Here is a 20,544-nt window from a genome sequence, read left to right on the forward strand (position 1 = left end):
CCTGGTTCGTCTAGTCCCGGTTCCACGAGGTGGCGCACGCTTGGCGCGCAAGCTACGTATGCCAACGCACAAAGCGCGTGAAACCACCGGCAAGTTGGGCTACGCTCGCCGCGCGGTGGGCACAACGCGCCTACCAACTTCATCCGTGCAATGCACCGAGGAACATCATCTATGGGACGCAAAAAAATTACGGTGGTCGGCGCTGGGAACGTCGGCGCGACCGTGGCTGAACTCCTTGTCCTCAAGGAACTGGGCGATGTCGTGCTAGTTGACATCGTCGAAGGTCTGCCCCAGGGCAAGGGACTCGATTTGAATGAAATGGCCCCGGTCGAAAGGTATGATGCGCTCGTCACCGGGGTCAACGACTATGACGCCACGCAAGCTTCGGATGTCGTGGTGATTACGTCCGGTGCGCCCCGCAAGCCGGGCATGAGCCGCGACGATTTGGTGGAAATCAACCAAAAGATCGTGTCGAGTGTGACCGAGCAGGTCGCGCCACGGTCACCCAACGCGATCCTGGTCATCGTCGCCAATCCGCTCGATGCCATGTGTACCGTCGCGCACCGGGTGTCGGGTTTTCCACGTGAGCGGGTCGTCGGTATGGCGGGCGTGCTGGACTCGGCCCGGATGCGCTACTTTCTGGCCGACGCCCTCAAGGTGTCGGTGGAAAACATCACGGCGTTCGTTCTGGGCGGGCATGGCGATACCATGGTGCCGCTGCCGCGCTACTCGACCTGCGCCGGTATTCCCATTCCTGAGCTTCTGCCGGCCGAGACCATCGCGGCCATCGTCGAACGGACGCGCAATGGCGGGGCCGAGATAGTCAAGCTGCTCGGCACATCGGCCTGGTACGCGCCGGCCGCGGCAACCGTCGAAATGGTCGAGGCCATCCTCAAGGACAAGAAGAAGATTCTTCCGTGCGCGGCTTTGCTTCAGGGTGAGTATGGGCTGGAGGGCTTGTTTATCGGCGTGCCCGTCAAGCTGGGTGCGGGTGGCGTCGAGCAAATCATCGAAATCAAGCTCACCGAAGACGAGTCGGCGGCCCTGAAAAAGTCGGCGGCGGCCGTGCAGGAGCTCGTCAATCTGCTGAAGTGAGCGCACTTGATGTTGACGGGTCCGGGCCTTGGCGGTCAGTCATCGGAAGCCAGCAGCGCGCCCGTGCGACTGGCCGCCATCACCTGACATACGGCGCCAAAGACCTCGTCCACCGTCACCGGGCGCGACGGGAGCGCGTACAGCAGTCGGTCGCGCCTCCCACGCGGCGCGAGATAGCTTGAATCGAAGTCACCGTTCATGACGACGACGCTAGGGGTGCGCACCGCGACGGCCAGGTGAACCGGGGCGCAATTGCTGCCGACCACGACCGATGCCTGCGCCAGCGCAGCCGCCAGCGTGGCGACGCCAGGACGCCGGAGCACCACGGGCTTGAGGTTGTGGCGCTTCCACTCAGGCCGCAGCCGCTCGGTGAGGCCCGGTTCTTCTTCAGTCTCAATAACCAGCAACTGGACGCCATATTCCATTACCAGTCGTGTTCCTAGCTCGGCAAAATATTCGCTTGGCCAGACCTGGGGGGCAAAACCAACGGTCGGATGCAGGGCAATCGTCAGGCGGTCATCGCGCCAGCCAAGTTTGGCAAGCTTTTGGGTTTCGGCCAGCCGCGCGTCCGGCGGCAGCGTCAACTGCGGCGTTGGCAGCGGCGGCGGGACGCCAAGCTCGGCGATGAGCATCGCTACGGCGTCGGTGAGGTGTGGTCTGGTTCGGCCGGCCGCGGGACGGCGAACGAGACGCTTCCGCGCCCGGATGAGGAACGTTCCGGCTTGTTCGACAGCATCTTCGGTCAGCGTCACGACCGCGTCGAAGGACGTCTGCCGCAGTGCCGTCAGCGCGCGCAGGGCTTTGACGAGTGATGGATGCGAGACGGTCGAACGATGGGCACCCAGTGCCAACGTCGTATCCACGCAACCGGCCAGGCGCGCCACCTGGCAGGCAAAGTCCGGCGCGGCAAGCCAGATGCGCGTTTGCCCAAGGTGTTTGCGCGCGGCCTGGAGGGCAGGCAGGCTCAGGAGAAACTCGACCCGGCTGCCGCTATGGGTGAAAAGAAGCTGCTGCACGTTCTGGAGGCGGCGCGGTTCGCGCTCAGTGGGGTCGGACTAGGTGTAGCTCTTGCGCGCCCGCCACGTCACATTCGGGCGACGCACGAGAACGCGAATCTCATGCGTCAACCCATCGTACCCCTGCGGCGGGTAGAAGCCAATCGTATATTGGGCGCGTAATTCCTCGACGATTGCCCCAAAGTGGGTCTCCAAGTGCGTGCCGCCGGGCGAGCGGATGTAGCGTCCGCCGGTGGTCGTTGCCAGCTCGGCCAGCCAGGCAGCGTGGCGGACTTCAGCCGGGGAGCGACTTGGAAACTGCGGGTCATGCAAGTCAATGGCATAGACCAAAACATCGGCCTGCGCTGCCTCGTGGATAACTGCTGGCGGGTGCGTATCGCTCGCTGTATCCGCTCCGTCGGAGATGAGCACGATGGCTCGGCGCTGTTCCGGGCGCGCATCGAGCGCCTCGATGACGACGCGCAGTCCATCATACAGGCGCGTTCTTCCACGCGCCCGCAGTTCCCACAACCGGGGGTTGACCATCCGAGCTGAGGAGAAGTCCTGAACTCGCTCAACCTCATTGCCAAACGTGTAAACCGCAACGGCATCGTCCGCACGAATCAACGACTGGAAGTGCGCGGCCGCGGCGCGCGCGGCGCGCAACTTGGTGCGCATGCTATCGCTCGCGTCAATCATGATTGCCGCACAGAATGGGGCGTTTTCGGCGCTGAAGTGTTCGATGCGCTGGGCCACGCCGTCCTGAAAGATTCTGAAGTCCTCCTGGCGCAACCCGCGCACGTAGTTGCCCTGCCCATCCATCACAGTCACGTTGACGAGCACCAACTCTGTCGTCAGCCGCAGCACGTCGTCTTCGCCGGACTTGGGATTCTGGGCCAACAGTCGTGGCGCGACCAGGCTACCCATGCATGCCCCTAACCAAGTCTGTAACCAGCGCCGTCGCGCCGACGAGTACGGAGATGAATGTTTCGACATTGGGAACACCCTTCCTCGTGGGTCGCCGGAGGTGGTTTGCTAGCGCCGAACCCAGGCTTAGTTACCCCGGAGACTACGGGACAAACGCAGGATGCGCGCCGTCCGCGACAGGATGCCAACGGACACCGTATGGCGAGAGACCCGCTCCGACTGCTGGCGCACTTCCACGCCCAACTGAACGAGCAAGCCAACCTGCGCGGCAAAGTCATCGGGCAAGGGGTGGGCATCCTCCCCGTCGCCCCGGCCACCCTGTAGCTCACGAATCCGCCGGGCAAGTTTTTCGACCTGCTTGAAGTCATCCAAGTCTTGATTTGATAGCTGCGGCCGCGTGCCCGCAGGGACGGCATCAAATCGCTTCGCAAGGCGGCGGGTCAGGGTTTCAAGCGCCTGACTGGCCTGGCGCAAATCCCGCAGGGTGCGTTCCTCGCGGTCACGTTGTCGGCTGGCTTCCAGGTTGCGCTCAAACTCGCTCGGTGATTGCGCCAGCGCGCGGCCACTTGGCATGCCAACTCCTGCCAACAAGGCCAGTAACAGCAGCCGTGTCGCCCACCCGCGATTTGTTTCACCCGTACAGAACACGCACCCACACTCCACGCCCCAAGCTTGGCACTTGAGATACTACGGAGCAGATAAAAGTCCGCAAGTGAGTCACGGCACGGTGTTGGTTTCCTTGCCTGTCAAGCTCCCGAATCAAAATAAAGCACATTTTGTCTTTGTGATTTTTGGAAAAACCATTGACAAGCTCTCATGCCATCTTTATACACCAAATGTTGTGGTGTAGGTTTTCTTGAACACAAGCAAATTCACACCACAGAATATTGTGGTTCAGTCCATCCAAACACCGCAAAGGAGATTCCCCATGGCGACCAAACGCAAAACGACGGCAAGTACCGACGAACCCAAAAACTCACCCAAGAAAGCGCCCGCCGCCAAGAAAACTGCCACGGTTGAGGCTGCCGTGACGGCAACGGCTAAAAAAGCGACTCCCAAAAAGGCGGCGGACCCGAAAGAACCCGCCAAGCCTGTAGCGGCAGCCACGAAGCCAGAAGCTGAAAAGCCACAGGCCAAAAAGTCAGCCGCCGCCAAGCCAGAACCTGCCAAGAAAGAACCCGCGCAGAAGGCAACGCCTCAGAAAGAAACCAAGTCGAAGGCGGCAGCCAAGGTGGCTCCAGCGGAGAAGCCAGATGTGAAAGCGGTCAAGTCAGCGACGAAACCCACAGCAGACAAGAAGGCTGAAAAGAAACCAGCCGCAAAACCCGCTGAAGCCGCGCCGGAGCCGGTCAAGAAGTCAACGAAGAAAACGGCCAAAGCTGAAGCGCCAGCCGCGCCAACCAAGAAGCCAACGACGAAGAAAGCGAAGTAGCCGGCTTTTCCAACAGTTCAGAAGCATGTCCGGACGCTGGCTGGCGACTGGTCGGGTCTGAGTGTCGGTTTGGATCTAGGTTTTCTTTGAGCCGACATGATAGGCCGCAATGGCGAATGAGAAGCTGTGTCGGTTGGCACATCTGTCAAACCCACTCGCCAAAGCGAGCCATAAGAGACTGCCATGAAGTTATGTCCGGTTTGCCACGCCTGCTATGAGGATGTCGCGCGCTTCTGCGTTCGGGACGGGTCTCCGTTATTGGACTCGCTCCCCGTTTCAACGACCTTGCAGGGGCGTTTTCGCTTTCTGCGCCTGTTGACGACCGGGCGCATGGGTGATGCCTATCTCGCGTCGGACGCGGTAGCGAATCACCAAGTGCTCATCAAAGCGCTGCCGGCTTACTTGTTTATCGATCCGGAGATTCGCCAGCGGTTCATGTCAAACTTGGCGCGGCTGACCACGGTTCGGTCGCCGAGCCTGGTGGATTACCATGCGCTCATTGAAATGGACCGGGGGTATGTGGCGCTCGTGACCGAGTATGTCGTCGGTCATGACCTGCGGGAGGAACTTCGCTCCCATCAGCCATTATCGCCACGGCGTGCCGCCACCATCGCGCGTGAAGCCGCACAAGGGTTGGCAGCCGCCCATGCCGTGGGCATCCCGCACTTCGATCTCAAACCCGAAAACATCCTACTGTTTGCCGATGCCGAGACCCAAGCGCTCAGGGTGAAGGTGGCAGACGTCGGATTATCCTGCCTCAAGGAAAGCATGACCGGGTCGGTGACAGACGACACCGGGTCAGAAATCGCTCGCCTGCCATATTACACATCGCCGGAAACGTGTTTGGGGGAGGCACTTGACGCGCGAACCGACATTTACGGTCTGGGGATTATCCTCTACGAAATGTTGGCAGGTGTGCCGCCATTCCAAGCCAAATCACCGGGCAGGATTTTGAGCATGCAGGCTACGGAGACTCCCAAGCAGCTTTCAGCGTCGCTTCCAGAGCCACTCGTCGCGTTGACGATGCGGATGCTGGCCAAGCAGCCCGGCAACCGTCCGCAAACGATGACCGAAGTCTGGACTGCGTGCCACGACTGGTTGCAGTCCGTGGGCGATACAGAACGCTTCACGGTGAATCAGAACATGCCGCCGGCGAGCAAGATCGAGTCACCAAACGGAGCTGAATCACCATCTGCCCAGGCGACGCTCGCGCCATCCCACGATCTCCCGCTGCGGTTGACCATCATTGACGCCGATGACGAAGGCAATCGTTCCCGAACGATTCCGGGACGGGTTCAGGAAGCTTCGCCCCAGGGCATGCGCATTCTGACCGGCACGATTGAAACCGGTCAGCTCAACATCATCCGCGACCACACAGTGGCTTTCAAAAACCGGCTGGACATTGAAGTTGACCTGCCCGATGGGACGGTCCACATGAGTGGCTTTGCCGTGCGCTACAACCGCGCGCCGGACGGCCGCAACTGGGTCGTGTATATCTACATCAAGGAAATGCCCCGCGGCGACCGCCGCCGCTACGAAGCCTTTCTCAGACAATCAGCAGACTGAGCTGAGCGCAAAGGGACAGGGCCGCGCACTAACGCGGCCCAACAATTTGCCAGCGCGGATCGGGGACGGTAGGGAGTGCCACGCTTTGCACCAGCGCCAGATCGCGCAGGAGCCAGATAACGTTTTGTCCCGTGGTCAGGTTGCGCCACACGAGATCAGTGCTTCCATCCTGGTTGTAATCGCCAAGCGCTGCCAGTTGCCAAGCCGGCCCGGGCGACGGGAGCGGACGACTATCCACTGCCGTATCTTCAATCACCGTGACAACCCGCGCCGCCCCGGTAGCTCGGTCATACAGGAAGAGTTCAGGGGTCTGACTGCTTTCAACCTGTCCACTCCCGCCAGGTGGGATTTCCACATTACCAACCTCGCCACTTCCGACAATCGTTTCGGTCGGCAGTAGGCCGGGAATGGACAAGGGGACGACTTGCGCACGTGTCACGCGGTTCATCAGCCAAAGCTCAACGGCATTCGTCACCGTGTTGCGGCGGATGATGTCCGGCCGGCCGTCCAGATTGAAATCACCCGTCCCTGAAAGCGTCCAGTTGAGATCGGTTTGCTCCGGCGTTATTGGCAGCGACGCCGTTGGGATCACCCCCGCAAAGGCCCACAAGGCATCAAAACCCGTAATGGTTTGGTTACGCCACAGAAGGTCGGTGTTCCCATCACCGGTGAAGTCCGCTGTGCCACCAATGACCCAGCAATCTTCAGCAAAGGGCAGGAACTCGCTCCGCACGAAGCTCGTCCCGTCCATGACCCAGATGGCGCTCTGCCCGGTCGTCTGGTTACGCCAGACCACCGTGGAGTTGCCGGTGCCAAAATCACCCGGAGGAATGAGTGGCGCGTCTCTCCATCGTCCGGCCAGTGGAATGTCGCCAGCTTGCCCAAAGCTTACGACGAAGTCGGCAAAACCAGTCGTATTGGTGTTTCGGAAGAAGAAGACTCCAGACCGGAAAACCCCAAGGGTCGTGACGCCATCTCCATCCCAGTCTCCCGCCACAGGGAAGTCGGTTGCTATCCCATAAAAGAAGCTTATGTCAGCGTCGCCAGAAATATTCTCATTGCGCAGGAAAACGAGACCAGCCGAGGCACGGTACACACCAACCGTTGTCCGACCATCACCATCCCAGTCACCCACAATGGGAAGATCGGTTGGCAGTCCATAGTTGACGATAATGTCTGGACTCCCGGCGGTGTTGGCGTTACGGAGCAGAAACAGGCCCCGTCGAAAGACACCGATACTGTCGAAGCCCTTTCCAGTCCAGTCGCCAGCCAGAGGAGCATCACCGGTCTGACCAAACGGCACCGTTATGACCGGTGCTGCCACGGCATTTGCATTCCGAATGAGAAACTGTCCGTTACGGAAAAGCGCCACGGTGGATTTTCCGTCACCGTCCCAATCACCGACGACCGGCCGATCGCCCGGTTCTCCCAGGGGTACAGCAATGTCCGGTGGGCCAGGCGTATTGGATTGCCGGAGCAGGAAAGTCGAGTTAGGTCGAAACACGCCAATGGTCTGCGGGGGAACACGCGGTATGACGGTAAAACTGGCGCTGCTCGTCGCCGTTCCGGCGGGCGTCGTGACGCTAATCGGCCCGGTCGTTGCCCCAACTGGAACGGTCGCTGTGATTTGGGTTGGACTAACGATACTGAATGACGCAAGCAAATCACCAAACGTGACGGTCACGGCTTCCTCGAAGTTCATCCCTATTATGGTAACGGACGTGCCGACCGTCCCTGAATTCGGTGAAAAACTCAGAATGCTCGGCGGTTGGAGAACGACAAATGGCGTGCTGCCGGCCGCTGTCCCAGCAAGCGTTGTCACGCTAATCGGCCCGGTCGTTGCCCCAACCGGAACGGTCGCCGTGATCTGAGTCGGGCTGACAACGGTGAAGCTCGCCGCAACCCCGTTGAAGCGCACATTGGCTACATCCACAAAGTTTGCACCGACAATGGTGACGACCGTCCCCACCAGACCCGACAGCGGCGTGAAGCTGCTGATGACCGGTGGCGGTATGACAATGAAGTTGGGCGTGCCCGTCGCCGTGCCGCCGGCCGTCGTCACGGTAATCGGCCCGGTCGTTGCCCCAACCGGAACGGTCGCCGTGATCTGAGTCGGGCTGACAACGGTGAAGCTCGCCGCAACCCCGTTGAAGCGCACGTCGATCACACCCACAAAGTTTGAACCGAAAATGGTGACGACCGTCCCCACCGGACCCGACGGCGGCGTGAAGCTGCTGATAACCGGTGGTGATGCTATGACGATGAAGTTGGGCGTGGCCGTCGCCGCCCCAGCAGTCGTCGTGACGCTAATCGGCCCGGTCGTTGCCCCAACCGGAACGGTCGCCGTGATCTGAGTCGGGCTGACAACGGTGAAGCTCGCCGCAACCCCATTGAAGCGCACGTCGATCACACCCACAAAGTTTGAACCGAAAATGGTGACGACCGTCCCCACCGGACCCGACGGCGGCGTGAAGCTGCTAATGACCGGCGGTAGTATAACGACGAAGTCTGTCGCACTCGTCGCTACATCTCCATCTCGTTCCACGGTAATGCGTCCAGTTGTAGCACCGGGAGGAACGGTTGCGTCGATCTGCGAGTCACTCACGACCGTGAAGGTCGCAGCCACGCCGTTGAAAAAGACGGCTAGCCCACTGCTCTCCTTGCTGCGTCCATACCCACCTGTAATAGGATGGTCGAAGCCCGTACCGGTGATAGTGACCAGTGTGCCGACCGGGCCGGAAGTCGGCGTGAAACCTGTGATAGTCAGTGATGAAAATGTAACCGCGCGTGAGGCCAGGCTCGACGTGGGATCAATTCCGTTTATGGCCCAACTGGATCCGCTTGTTGCGTCGAGCGGCACGGGGTCTGATAGGTACGCATAGTTGTTCACCGCGAAGGATGCTGGTGTGTTGTTGGAGGTGACGAACGCCGTCCCGGCAAAACCAATCCGTGTCGTGTTGTCCACCCCTTCCCCTGGGACAGAGAAGCTAGAAATCGCAGGCAGTGAAGCTGCCATTACTTGGTGACCAGAGCCAGGCTCCGATACGACGGATTGGTTGAACCGAACGCGGGCCGCCCGGACTGTTCCACCAGTGTGACGCTTGTGCCAAGCAGCGTCATGGCGCTGTCCATCTTCCATCCTCATTGGCTGCCCGGGCCAAGACATGGCAGAAACGGCGTGAGTCGCAAGGGGAGGCATGGGACAACACACCAGGCATACCACTCCACACACCAGCAGAAAGATGGCGTTTTTGAACGAAGCAGTGCCCATGGTCAAATCTCCGCTACGTTATCTGGGCAATGTGGCCGGCGTGCTTCGTTGGTCAACCGGTCGCTTGGTGCTGAAGACAGGTCGGGAAAGCACGCGCGGTTTTGGCAGAAGTCTGTTAGACAGCGAACATACCAACTAAAAAAACGGGTAAAACGTACCGGGAGTGTAGCCAAGCCAAGGTACGTTTGCCAACCAAAGCGCTTGAGCGCGAGGGAAGCCAGCCCAAGTTTGTTTGGATGTAGGTTCAATGCTGACCCCGAACCTCAAGCAGCCTGTCGCCTAGGCTCGGTCACGGCATTCCGGTTCGACTGAGGGGGCCGGTCGGCGTACATTCCAGTCGCACTCGATACTTTTGGAGGCAGACCATGCCCGACGTACGCATCGTTTCGCTGCTGCCCAGCGCGACCGAAATCATCTGCGCCCTCGGACTCGAGCCACAGCTCGTGGGCGTCACGCACGAATGCGACTACCCACCCGTTGTCCGCGACTTGCCCAAAGTCACGCATACGCTCATCCCAACCGACGCCTCCAGCCTCGACATCGACCGGCTGGTCCGTGAACGGCTCCAGTCGGCGCGAGCGCTCTACACGCTTGACCTACCGACCCTCGAAGCGCTCCGACCGGACGTCATCGTGACGCAGGCGCTGTGTGATGTCTGCGCCGTCGCCGAAGAAGAAGTCAAAGCCGCAGCTTGTGTCCTCCCGGGAACGCCGCGGGTCGTCAACCTCGAACCCCAGTCACTTGCCGAAGTGTTCGCCAGTCTGCATCAGGTGGCCGAGGCCGTTGGCTGCCAAAGCGTTGCCAGCCAGGTGGTCGCCAGGCTCGAAGCGCGGGTGGCCGCCGTCGCCGAACGCGCGGCCGGCGTCCCGTACCGGCCGCGGGTCGCCCTGCTGGAGTGGCTGCACCCACCGTTTTCATGTGGACACTGGAGCCCCGAACTGGTTGCCCTCGCCGGCGGAGAAGAGGTTCTGGGACGCGCCGGCGTTCCGTCACGGACGCTTTCTTGGGAAGAGGTCGTGGCTGCCCAGCCGGAAGTGGTCTTCGTCGCGTGCTGTGGCTTTTCAGTTGAGCGCACACTTGCAGACCTGGACCAGCTTGCCGACCACCCCGCCTGGCAGGCGTTGCCGGCCGTCCGGCAGGGACGGGTCTATGTCACGGACGGTTCGCATTACTTCAGCCGGCCTGGCCCGCGCCTCGTCGAAAGCCTCGAGATTCTGGCTCATGCGCTGCAGCCAGCCAGCCAGCCACAGCCGGTTGTTGGCCCGGCAGTGGTTTATGTTCCGCAGCAACAGCGCACGGCCGCCAACGCCTGACCGCCACGCCAGCCCCCCGGCCGCTTACGGTTCGGCCGGGGGGTCATCGGTGGCTTCTTCGCTCTCGGTAGAAAACTTCCGGTAGTCACCATAGCGGTTCTCGACGCTGATATTGAGACCGGCGAGCAGTAAGACCTTGATGCCGGCGTTGAACTCTTCGCGCAGTGGCAGCCAGACGCCTTCCGCGTTGCGCGTCTGCTCAAACACAAACGCGGCCCCGCGCTTGAGCGAGGCCAGCAGGCCGCCGCCGACCTTGAAATCGCTGGCAAACCGTCCTTCGAGCCGCGCCACTTCTTCATCTTCAGCATCCAGCCAAACGGTTCCGACAAGTTTTTGGATGATTTTTTCCGCGTCGTTGGTCGGTTTGTAGTCGGCGCGTGGGCGGAAGTCACACACGATGACCGGCCGCTCGCGCAACGTCTCGCGCCGCGGATTGTAGAACTCGCAGACCCGCAAAAACTGCGCGATGGTCAGCCGCCGGCGCTGGGCTTCATCGTCGTCATCCGCTTTGCTGGCCTTGCGTTTTTCCTGGCGCGCCTCGTTTTCTTCAATGAACTTGGCCACCCGGCGCTGCTCCTTTTCGGCTTCCGATGCCGAAAGCGGTTTCCCATCCACGGCCACCAGTTTTCGGGCGCGCACGCCGCCCTTGAGTGGATAGACCTCATAGGTCTTGACTTCCGTTTCCTTCACCCGCCCATCGCCATCGAGGCGGCGGATGGTTTCCAGTAAGGTGTAGGTGTACTGCGTCACCCGCTCGTCCAGGGCGCGCTGGTTGCTCACAATCCGCGTCAGTAAGGCGGAAACATCCAGCGCCGGCTCGCGGCTGGGTATCCCAAAGTGATTCGTGGCAAAAGCGCCAACGCGGATGACCTCCGTCACTGTCAGCGTCAGGGCCGGCTCGTCCGGTGCTTCGAGCGTGATTTGAAAGGGTTCGCGGATGCCATTGACCAGGCGGTAATCCGCAAACTGAAACGTCCGGCGGTTGGCTCCTTCCCCGCTTTCCAAGCGTGTCAGCAAGCCGGTGTCGGCAGCAAAATAGCCGGTCGCCTCGGCGCGTTCCCGTGATGTAAAGACCACCCGGTAGTAGGGCTTCCCATCGCGTTCAACCACCGGCAGCGAGCGCGTCGCAAGCCCCTGCCCTTTGGCGTCAATCAGTCGCCCGGCCAGAATCCATCCCTCTAGCGCACGCTGCCGTCCGGCTTCGTCCACCAGCGTCCGCGCGCCCTCGCGGGTGGTCTGCGCCCAAGCCGAAGTACCGCTGACGCCAAGACACCAGCGGTCGGCGTCAAACGCCAGTTCGAGCCGCAACTGATCGGGAACACTTCGGTCGAGCGTAAAACTCCCGGCCTCACCGGCGTCCGTTTGGACAACACCGCGCGTGGTTGTGCTGCCGGCTGCCCGCAGGGCTTTTTCTCCACCAACCGCCGTGAGGTGGCGACTCAAGATTTTGGGCGCGGCCAGCGGCTTGACCGCGCGGGACGACTGGGCCGCGGCCGGAGCGCCGAGGCTCAACCAGCCACCCGCCACGCCGACCAACCACAGCAACCAAGCCTGGCGCGCGCGCGCCGGAACTGAAAACGCCGGAGCAAAAGGTAGAGTAGAAGGTAAAGACATCGGGCATTGGTTGACGAAGACCAAGGTTGCCAACCACTTCCAACCGGTTGGCGAAAATGCATTTTGCATCAGCCGGGTGATTTCATAAGTTGGAAATAGCCCAATTGGGCGCGGAGGAGGCGTGTGGCTTGTGAAAGAGGGCGTCGTACCGTCATCGTCGTTTCGGCTGTCCAAAACGGCGTCTCCGGCCTCCACGCCGATGCGCCGCAAGGTTTCAGCCTGGATCGAACTCCTCAAGCCAGTCACCTGGATTCCCATCATGTGCGCTTACGTGGCCGGGGCGCTGTGTAGCGCCAAGTTCACGACGGCCAGTCTCGCCGACTGGCGGCTGTGGCTCGGCCTGGTCATGAGCGGTCCACTCATTTCGGGAACCTGCCAGGCAATGAACGACTACTTCGACCGCGACGTGGACGCCATCAATGAACCCTACCGCCCTATTCCTTCCGGGCGCATCAGCCTGCGCGAAGCCACGCTCGGCATCAGTCTGCTCTGTGGCTTGACACTCGTCGCGGCCTATCTCATTCACCCGTGGATCGTGGCCCTGGCCGTGATCGGGATTGTCAACGCGCATCTCTACAGCGCCAAACCCATCAAGCTGAAACGAATTGTCTGGGTAGGCAATGCCACCGTTGCGGCATCCTACATCTTGCTTCCATGGATGTCGGGCGAGTTGGCCTTCAAGGGCCAGATCAGTTGGACGGCAACCGCCGTTGCCGTCTGCTACGTCATCGCCAGCATCGGCAGCATGACGACCAATGATTTCAAGTCGCTCGAAGGCGACGCGCGCATGGCAATTCACACCTTGCCCCAGGTCTTCGGGGTCCGACGGGGAGCCTGGCTCGGCGTGTTCGTGCTCAATGCCGGACAACTCGCGGCAGCCGGCTTACTGGCCACGCTCGGCGAGTGGGGCTGGGCCGGTCTCGTCGGCGCGACGGTGCTGCCGCAAATGTGGTTTCAGCGAACGTTTCTGGCTGACCCGATCGGTAAGGCAGTTTGGTACAACGCCCATGCCCAGGGCTTCCTGGTGCTGGGCATGTTTTTGGCTGCCTGGGCCGTCCGCGCTTGACTCTGGCCTCACTTGGACCAGAACGGCTCGATCCGATGGAACTCCCGCCAGAGCCGCTCCAGCTCGGCCAGCCGGTGGGCCTGTTCACCGGCCAGAAAGCCACTTACCAGGCCCAGGGCTTCCCCAACCGTCACGTCACTCACCTGCCTGATGTCATCAAGCAGACGAGCCGTCACGGCAGCGTCGTTCAGCCCGCCCAGCACATCCTGCAACGCTGCCAGGTGCCGAATGAAGCGGTTGGACGCCTTTAGACGCTGTCCGGCAAAGAACTCCGCTCCGTAACGCAACTTCTTGGCGGCAATCCGCAAGGCGTGTCGCCCGGCCGCGTCGAGTTCCTGTAACCGTTGTCCGAGGCGCGTCAGCCGACGGTGGCGACGGTGCAGGGCCGTCCGCAGCCAGGCGGTGGTCGTTAGGGATGTCAGGGGCAGTGTCATGAGCGTGCGCTCTATCCGCAGCCAGAGCTGAACCGGCCGGGGTGAGTCGAGGGCCCTGCGCGCACGGTCATGAGCAACCCGGCGCAACTGCTGGGCAAGGGGCTGCAGGACAGCAAGGCGTTCTGGTTGCGCTAGATGACGTTGGATGCGCGGCAGTGTTTCAGTGACGAACACATCCCAATCCCGCGCCTGGGACAACTCGCCCATCAACCACTTCAGGTCCGGCACCCAGTCCGGCGGGGCATAGTCCGTGAAGCGCAACAGTCCGACGGCTGCCCGCAGGCGGCGCAGGGCGACCCGCATCTGATGGATGTACTCAGGATCGGGGTCGGCCGCCAGCCGGAATCCCGGCAGGTTCGCCTCAAACTGGCGCAGGCAGTTCCGCGCAATGTCGGCAAAAGACTTCAGCGCCGGAGCGCCGCCGTCCAGCTCCGGCAACATCGCTTTGGTCGGCGTCAGTGGCAGCGCGCCGATGAGTTGGTAGCCCCGCTGCGCCTTGCTGCGTGGCTCCAGACCCAACGGAAGGGCGGTTACCAAGGCTTCGGCCACGTCAAACAGCGCCTCGGCAGAGCCGTGTTTCAGTTCGAGTTCGAGTTCCGAAATCGGCCAAGCAAGGTCACCGGCCCGCACTTCCCCCCGGTCAAGCGCGATCTCGACGCGCGCGGCCTCCTGAACCATGTCCCAGGTCTCGCGCCGGATGACGGTCTCAAAGCAGGGGGACAGCGCTGCGCCGGTGTCCGGCGGCAGGCAAGCCTGGGCTTCCGGCGGTAGCCGGTCGAGCTGAAGACGGGCGGCGGTCACCGGGGTTTCCCACTCGGCGCGCTGCGCCAGTACCCCGCTTGCGCCTGGGCAGGCCTTGAGTGTCTGTAACCAGCGCCGCCGGGCGTGGCGCAAACGGAGGGTAACCCCATGCCGCAGGAGCACCGCGTCAGGCGTGTCAAAGTAAACGGTGTGCAGTTTGGCGCGCGTCGGACAGATGGCGTGCAGCAGCGGGTGGCGCCGGAGCCGTCGGACGTGCTCCGGGGACAGAGCCAGCTTGATCTCGGTTTCAACCGGCAACGCCGGCGTGTTTACGGCTAGCCTACCCATGCCAAGACCCTCCTCACTTCATCATTCGACCAATGACCGGCCGGTGGCAACGTACTTCGGCGGTCGGACATACACACGATTTCGCCGCCCTGGTACTCATGTGACGTTGGCTAAAAGCCAGCTCCAGAGAAAACGCGCCTTGGTGTCGTCGGGCGATCAGGGCGCAGGCAGCGCGCAGAGGGTATGGGGAACGCCAACCTGGGCGCTTGGGTCTGCGGCGCGGCACGCCCGACGGCCCGGCCGACGCTTCTGCCGGTCGGTTGGTAGTCGGCGTGCTGCCCGGTCCTGGCGCACGGGGCCGGCTTACATCGCCGTTGGCGCGGCCGGCGCGAAGAACTTCCGCCAGGTTGCGCGCAGCGACGGTGAAACTTCGGCTTCCGCCAGCGCCCCGGCGGCGCGCAGCGCGGCATGACAGGCCGGCAGCCGGTAATGCGGCACGCTGGGGTAAAGATGGTGTTCGATGTGGTAGTGCATCTGATGGGGAAAGAGCCACCAGCGGACGTACCACGGCACCAGATTTGTCCGCGCCGCGCGCAACGGCGTCGAGGTGTCCGGCACAGCCCCATGCTCGCAGAGCGCCCGAAGCCGCAGCACGAACTGAAGCAACGTGACCAGCGGAAGCAGCCACAGGACAACGTACGAGCGCCACCATCCGGTTGCAATGGCCAAGCCAAGCCACAGCACATGGCAGGCGATCACCAAGCGCTGGTCCAGCCGGGCGGCACGGCGCAGCGCAGGCGAAGTGTCGTCAATGATGGACATGTGCGCGGCCGGCTTTTCGGGCGCGGCTCTGCGGAGCGGCCTGCCGAAGAAATACAGGTAATTTTTGACCGCCGTCACGCCGAGCAAGTCCTTGATGAATTTCTTGAGCAGATGCCAGCGCCCTCGCGGATAACCCGCCATGAGCGCCATGTCGGGGTCAACCGGCGTGTAGAGATGGTTGTGATGAATGCGGTGAATGATGCGGTAGGTGTGCATCGAGACGCCCAGCGGCGCGGCGCAGAGGACGCCGACGGCATCGTTGAGCCACCGGGTTTCATACATCCGGTAGTGCGCCGCCTGGTGGGCGAGAATGGCCAGGCCATGCTGGGCAGCGGCAATGCCTAACGGGGCAAGGCACCACAGAACCGGATGATCAAGCCAGATGGTCGCGGCGACTAGCCCGCCAATCATGCCCCAATCGAATACCAGCGACGCCGTCGCCCGCCACGGCGACAGCGCCGAAAGCTGCTTGACGACCGCCGGCGCCAGCAGTGGCCGTTTGGTCGTCTGCCGAAACTCTTCTCCGCGTTGCCCAACATCGGTCAGCATGGCGGCGCCTCACTGAATAGTCCAAACTCAGGCCGCGCCGGCCAGCGCCGCAATGCGCTCGATACAGTCGCCGACGACCTTGTTGGGCGTCGAAGCTCCCGCCGTGATGCCAATCGTGATGTTACCCGCCGGAAGCCAGTTCTGGGTGGTGGCTTCCTCTTTGCTGAATGCCGGCTTGTGGCGAATTTCCGTCGCCGACACCAGGCACTCCGGCGCGTTGATGTGATAGGTTGGCAGGCGCTCCGAGGCAATCTCGCACAGGTGCTCGGTGTTGCTGCTATTGTAGCCACCCACCACGATGACCAGATCGAGCGGCTCCTCGATCAGTTGCAGAATGGCGTCCTGGCGCTCCTGCGTCGCGCTGCAAATTGTGTCGAATGACCGGAAGCGCGCCTTGAGTTCATCCGGGCCGTACCGCCGCTCCATCGCGCGCCGCACCATGTCGGCAATTTCCAAGGACTCGCTGGAAAGCATGGTCGTCTGGTTGGCCAGCCCGACGCGCTCCAGATCGCGGTCTGGGTCAAAACCCGGCGTGGCCACGGCGGCGTACTTGGCCAGAAACCGCTCCCGGTCGCCACGCCCCTCGATGTAATCGCAGACGTCCTGTGCCTGGGCGCGATCACGCACGACCAGGAACTTTCCCCCCTCGTACAGCGTCGTCCGCGAGCGGGTGGCCTCGGTTTCCTCGTGGTCGTACTTGCCATGAATGATGGCCGTAAAACCTTCGCGGGCATACTTCTCAACCCGCTTCCACACGTGGACGACCGATCCGCAAGTGGTATCCACCAGCAGGCAGCCAACGTTTTTGAGGCGCTCCAGCTCATGGGTCGGTGCGCCAAAGGCTGGGATGAGCACGATGTCATCGGCGGTCACGTCATCCCCCGGACGCAGGAAGGAGTAGCCCATTTTCGCCAACTGTTCGTTGACCGTTGGGTTGTGAATGATTTCACCAGTGAGATAGACCCGCCGATCAGGAAACCGGACGTGGGTTTCATAAGCCAAGTCGAGCGCATGATCGACGCCATAGCAAAACCCAAACTCCTGGGCGAGCCGAAAGGTCAGCCGTCCGACCTGATGCGTCCCGCCGGCGGCCTTGATGAGTTGAACCAAGACACTGTCAAAGTCATTCTTGATTTCGTCGTGAACTTCAGCGCGCAGTCCAAAGCCGCTGCGGGAAGGATGGTGGCGGACGGCAGGCGCGGCCGCTTCATTCACAATTGCCATGAGGAAATACCTAAGCTCCGGGAAGAGTAAAAAAGCTGACTAAAGTTTACACCGCGCCGTTCTTCCGCGCCAAGCCATGCCGTCGCGGCCGGGCGCTCCGCAGTAGGCACAAGCCCCACTTTTGATATAGATTTGCCGACTTTGCGCTGCCGCCGCGCGCGGATAGCGGAGACTATCTGACCTGTTTGACGGGAGGAAACGTTTGCCTATGACCGGATTTGCGCCCCGTGTCGTGCAGCCTGTTGTGGAATCACCTCTTGCGCTCGCCACGCGGACGGTTCGCCCGGCGCCGGCATCGGCCGCGTCTGTCCAGGCGGCGATTGGTCGCGCCCAGGACTACTTGCTGGCAAAGCAGTATCCCGAAGGCTACTGGTGGGCCGAACTCGAAGCGAATGTGACCCTGACGGCTGAATACGTGTTTCTTCACAAAGTCCTCGGCACGGACGGCGCGCGCGCGCGGCAGTTCGAGAAGATTCGCACCTACCTCCGCCGCCAACAGCGGGCGCATGGCGGGTGGGAGTTGTATTACGGTGATGGCGGCGAACTGTCCACGACCATTGAAGCCTACTTTGCGCTCAAGTTGCTGGGCGACGCGCCTGAGGCGCCCCACATGGCGCAGGCGCGTGACTTCATCCTGGCGCGCGGCGGCGTCACCAAGGCGCGGGTCTTCACCAAGATTCACCTGGCGTTGTTCGGCGCGTTCCCCTGGGAAGGCTGCCCGACGCTGCCGGCCTGGATCATGCTTCTGCCCGACTGGTTTCCCTTCACCATTTACGAACTCGCCAGTTGGGCGCGCAGCTCGACCGTGCCACTCCTGCTGGTCAGCGACAAGAAGCCGGTCGTCAAAGTGCCGGGCGGGAACGTGGACGAGTTGTACGCCGAAGGCCGCGCCAACGCCAACCTTGCCCTCCCGAATCCCGACGGCCTGTTTTCACTGGGTGGCGCATTTATCGGTCTGGACAACCTGCTCAAGCTCATGGAGCGGTTGAACGTCTCGCCCCGCAAGGCCGAAGCTCTCGCCCGCGCCGAACGCTGGACACTCGAACACCAGGATGACAGCGGCGACTGGGGCGGCATCATTCCGGCGATGCTCAACTCGCTGCTGGGCCTGCACTGCCGCGGCTATGCGCCCGACCACCCGGTGATGCAGAAGGGCATTGAAGCGGTTGAGCGGTTTTGCATCGAAACCGACGACGAGTTTCATACCCAACCCTGCGTGTCGCCGGTCTGGGATACCGGCCTGACCATCCTGGCGCTGCTTGATTCGGGACTCCCGCCCGACCATCCGGCGCTGGTCAAAGCCGGTGAGTGGCTTCTGTCAAAGCAAATCCGGCGGGATGGTGACTGGCGGTTCAAAAACAAAACCGGACCGGCCGGCGGCTGGGCATTTGAGTTCTGGAATGACTTCTTCCCCGATGTGGACGACACGGCCGTCGTCATCATGGCGCTCCACCGCTTGAAGCTGACAGACGAAGCCGAAAAGCAGCGCCGGTTGAAGCTGGCGACCGAATGGACGCTGTCCATGCAGAGCAAAAACGGAGGCTGGGGCGCGTTCGACGTAGATAACGACTTTGAAATCCTCAATGAGATTCCCTATGGCGACCTCAAAGCCATGATTGACCCGCCAACGGCCGACCTCACCGGTCACATTCTGGAGATGTTGGGCGTGACCGGCTATCCGGCTTCACCTGAAAAGGTCGAACGCGCCATCGCTTTCATCAAGAGCAAGCAGGAACCGGAGGGCTGCTGGTGGGGACGGTGGGGTGTCAACTACATCTACGGCACGCACATGGTGATCTGCGGGCTGGTGGCGCTCGGCCTCGACCCGCGCGAGGCTTTTATCATGCGCGGCACGCAGTGGCTCAACTCCTGCCAAAATGAAGACGGTGGCTGGGGCGAAACCTGCGCCAGTTATGGCGACCGGAAGCTGATGGGGGTTGGGAAAAGCACGCCGTCGCAAACGGCCTGGGCGGTCCTGGGCTTGATGGCCGGGGGTGAAGGCAAATCTGATTGTGCGCGGCGCGGCGTCGAGTACCTCGTGACCCACCAGAACGACGACGGCAGTTGGACGGAAGCCGAATTTACCGGCACCGGCTTTCCCAACCATTTCTACATGAACTATCACTTTTACCGGAACTATTTCCCGCTCATGGCGCTTGGGCGCTACCGGGCGGTTGCCAAATAATGCGCCAACGCCCACACCCACGGCCAACGCGCAATCAGCAAACCAGAAAATTCACCTGGATTCTTTGACGCAGAAAAATCTTGCCCCGCTAGCTGGAATAGAGTAACGTCCCTCCCGTCATTAGATTTTTCCAGCCTAGTGATAACCAGGCGGCGCTATTCAAAAACGCTAGCCTTGAAACGGTTTGCGAAGCCTGTTGCAGCGCTTGTCGCGCGCGCGTCACAAGGAGGATGTGATGGGTAACTACACGAACGGTCACGTTCCGGCTTACCAAGTGGCTGTGATTGACGAGCTGGACCATGCCGCCAAAGCAGTTGAGAAGTTTGGGCTTCCGGTGACGGCCACGTACACCTTGGCAGAAGCTGGAACGCGGCTCTCCGAACTCAGCAAGTATCAAATCATTATTGTTGGCGTTTCACTGTTTCCGATTCGGCGCCGGATCGTCAACGAGCTGCGCCGGGTCGCGCCGGATGCCTGTCTGGTCTTCTTGCGGCGGTCACATGAGTTTTCAAATGGGCAAGCGCCGCTGGAAGTCAAGAATACGGTTTCGGCCGACTTCATGCTGAGCGCCTCATCATCGGACGAAGTGTGGTTGGCGGCGCAGTCGCTCAAGAGCATGTTTCCGCTGCCCACGACTGCCGATTTGGAGCCACCGGCCGAAGCCTTCCTGATGGACCGGGTGATGAAAGTCGTGGCGGCGCACTATCAAGACCCAAGCCTCAACCTGCGGGCGGTCGCCACACGGCTCAACCTGTCGTCGGGGCAACTGTCCCGGCTGCTCAATCGGCATGCTGGCATGCGCTTCCGGCAACTGCTGCAACAGACGCGCCTCGAAGCCGCCAAGCAGTTGCTGATGACGGCCAACTGCACCACCATCAAGGAAGTGGCTTTCAAGGTTGGGTTTGCCGATAGCGACTACTTTTCGCGGGCTTTCAAGCGCTACACAGGCTGCTGCGCCACCGATTACCGCGAAAACAGCGCCCTTCAGTAGGCGGTGGAAACGACGCCGGCGCGAATACCAG

The 20,544-nt window shown here is 61.7% G+C and carries 15 protein-coding genes; 7 read left to right on the top strand and 8 right to left on the bottom strand.

Annotated features, from left to right (window positions below; all coding sequences use genetic code 11):
* Positions 1 to 171: 171 nt before the first annotated feature.
* Positions 172 to 1,095 (top strand): malate dehydrogenase, encoded by a 924-nt coding sequence (gene mdh, locus J8C06_RS11225; RefSeq protein WP_211430255.1) that lies wholly within the window; start codon positions 172 to 174, stop codon positions 1,093 to 1,095.
* Positions 1,096 to 1,130: 35 nt separating this feature from the next.
* Here mdh and J8C06_RS11230 read toward each other — a convergent pair whose 3' ends face one another.
* From J8C06_RS11230 to J8C06_RS11240, 3 genes are read right to left on the bottom strand one after another with little or no spacing between them, the layout of a single operon-like run.
* Complete coding sequence (locus J8C06_RS11230; protein ID WP_211430256.1) at positions 1,131 to 2,111, bottom strand: glycosyltransferase family 9 protein; 981 nt, start codon at positions 2,109 to 2,111, stop codon at positions 1,131 to 1,133.
* Between the two features lie 39 nt (positions 2,112 to 2,150).
* Positions 2,151 to 3,086 carry a VWA domain-containing protein gene (locus J8C06_RS11235; protein ID WP_211430257.1) on the bottom strand — a complete coding sequence of 312 codons (936 nt, stop codon included), beginning with the start codon at positions 3,084 to 3,086 and terminating at the stop codon, positions 2,151 to 2,153.
* Between the two features lie 57 nt (positions 3,087 to 3,143).
* Positions 3,144 to 3,590 (bottom strand): hypothetical protein, encoded by a 447-nt coding sequence (locus J8C06_RS11240; protein ID WP_211430258.1) that lies wholly within the window; start codon positions 3,588 to 3,590, stop codon positions 3,144 to 3,146.
* A gap of 355 nt (positions 3,591 to 3,945) precedes the next feature.
* Here J8C06_RS11240 and J8C06_RS15325 point away from each other — a divergent pair, with 355 nt between their 5' ends.
* Both J8C06_RS15325 and J8C06_RS11250 read left to right on the top strand, forming a co-directional pair.
* The gene (locus tag J8C06_RS15325; RefSeq protein ID WP_211430259.1) at positions 3,946 to 4,449 is read left to right on the top strand and encodes a histone; all 504 of its coding nucleotides are present in this window, start codon (positions 3,946 to 3,948) and stop codon (positions 4,447 to 4,449) included.
* 183 nt (positions 4,450 to 4,632) lie between these two features.
* On the top strand, positions 4,633 to 6,015 hold the full coding sequence (locus tag J8C06_RS11250; protein WP_211430260.1) for a serine/threonine protein kinase: 1,383 nt from the start codon (positions 4,633 to 4,635) through the stop codon (positions 6,013 to 6,015).
* A gap of 28 nt (positions 6,016 to 6,043) precedes the next feature.
* On the opposite strand, the gene J8C06_RS11255 is transcribed toward J8C06_RS11250, so the two are convergent.
* Positions 6,044 to 9,031: an IPT/TIG domain-containing protein gene (locus tag J8C06_RS11255; RefSeq protein WP_211430261.1), complete on the bottom strand. Its 2,988-nt coding sequence runs from the start codon at positions 9,029 to 9,031 to the stop codon at positions 6,044 to 6,046.
* 620 nt (positions 9,032 to 9,651) lie between these two features.
* Between J8C06_RS11255 and J8C06_RS11260 the strand changes: the two genes are divergently transcribed.
* Positions 9,652 to 10,599, top strand: a complete 948-nt coding sequence (locus tag J8C06_RS11260; protein ID WP_211430262.1) for a cobalamin-binding protein — start codon at positions 9,652 to 9,654, stop codon at positions 10,597 to 10,599.
* A gap of 24 nt (positions 10,600 to 10,623) precedes the next feature.
* On the opposite strand, the gene J8C06_RS11265 is transcribed toward J8C06_RS11260, so the two are convergent.
* A complete protein-coding gene (locus J8C06_RS11265; protein WP_211430263.1) occupies positions 10,624 to 12,213 on the bottom strand; it encodes a hypothetical protein in 1,590 nt (529 codons plus the stop codon).
* A gap of 121 nt (positions 12,214 to 12,334) precedes the next feature.
* Here J8C06_RS11265 and chlG point away from each other — a divergent pair, with 121 nt between their 5' ends.
* Positions 12,335 to 13,279: a chlorophyll synthase ChlG gene (chlG, locus tag J8C06_RS11270; protein WP_246602134.1), complete on the top strand. Its 945-nt coding sequence runs from the start codon at positions 12,335 to 12,337 to the stop codon at positions 13,277 to 13,279.
* 8 nt (positions 13,280 to 13,287) lie between these two features.
* Here the strand turns inward: chlG and J8C06_RS11275 are convergent, their stop codons facing one another.
* The 3 genes from J8C06_RS11275 to J8C06_RS11285 all read right to left on the bottom strand — a co-directional run bounded on the left by J8C06_RS11275 (position 13,288) and on the right by J8C06_RS11285 (position 17,337).
* On the bottom strand, positions 13,288 to 14,802 hold the full coding sequence (locus tag J8C06_RS11275; protein ID WP_211430264.1) for a CYTH and CHAD domain-containing protein: 1,515 nt from the start codon (positions 14,800 to 14,802) through the stop codon (positions 13,288 to 13,290).
* Between the two features lie 303 nt (positions 14,803 to 15,105).
* Positions 15,106 to 16,113 carry a fatty acid desaturase family protein gene (locus J8C06_RS11280; RefSeq protein ID WP_211430265.1) on the bottom strand — a complete coding sequence of 336 codons (1,008 nt, stop codon included), beginning with the start codon at positions 16,111 to 16,113 and terminating at the stop codon, positions 15,106 to 15,108.
* Positions 16,114 to 16,140: 27 nt separating this feature from the next.
* Positions 16,141 to 17,337 carry a 4-hydroxy-3-methylbut-2-enyl diphosphate reductase gene (locus J8C06_RS11285; RefSeq protein WP_211430266.1) on the bottom strand — a complete coding sequence of 399 codons (1,197 nt, stop codon included), beginning with the start codon at positions 17,335 to 17,337 and terminating at the stop codon, positions 16,141 to 16,143.
* 208 nt (positions 17,338 to 17,545) lie between these two features.
* Between J8C06_RS11285 and shc the strand changes: the two genes are divergently transcribed.
* Together shc and J8C06_RS11295 are read left to right on the top strand one after the other, a co-directional pair.
* On the top strand, positions 17,546 to 19,522 hold the full coding sequence (gene shc, locus J8C06_RS11290; protein ID WP_211430267.1) for a squalene--hopene cyclase: 1,977 nt from the start codon (positions 17,546 to 17,548) through the stop codon (positions 19,520 to 19,522).
* Between the two features lie 235 nt (positions 19,523 to 19,757).
* Positions 19,758 to 20,513 carry a helix-turn-helix domain-containing protein gene (locus J8C06_RS11295; protein WP_211430268.1) on the top strand — a complete coding sequence of 252 codons (756 nt, stop codon included), beginning with the start codon at positions 19,758 to 19,760 and terminating at the stop codon, positions 20,511 to 20,513.
* The last annotated feature ends 31 nt before the right edge of the window (positions 20,514 to 20,544 follow it).

Origin of the sequence: Chloracidobacterium validum (assembly GCF_018304825.1) — a bacterium.
In the GTDB taxonomy this organism is placed as follows: Bacteria; Acidobacteriota; Blastocatellia; order Chloracidobacteriales; family Chloracidobacteriaceae; genus Chloracidobacterium; species Chloracidobacterium validum.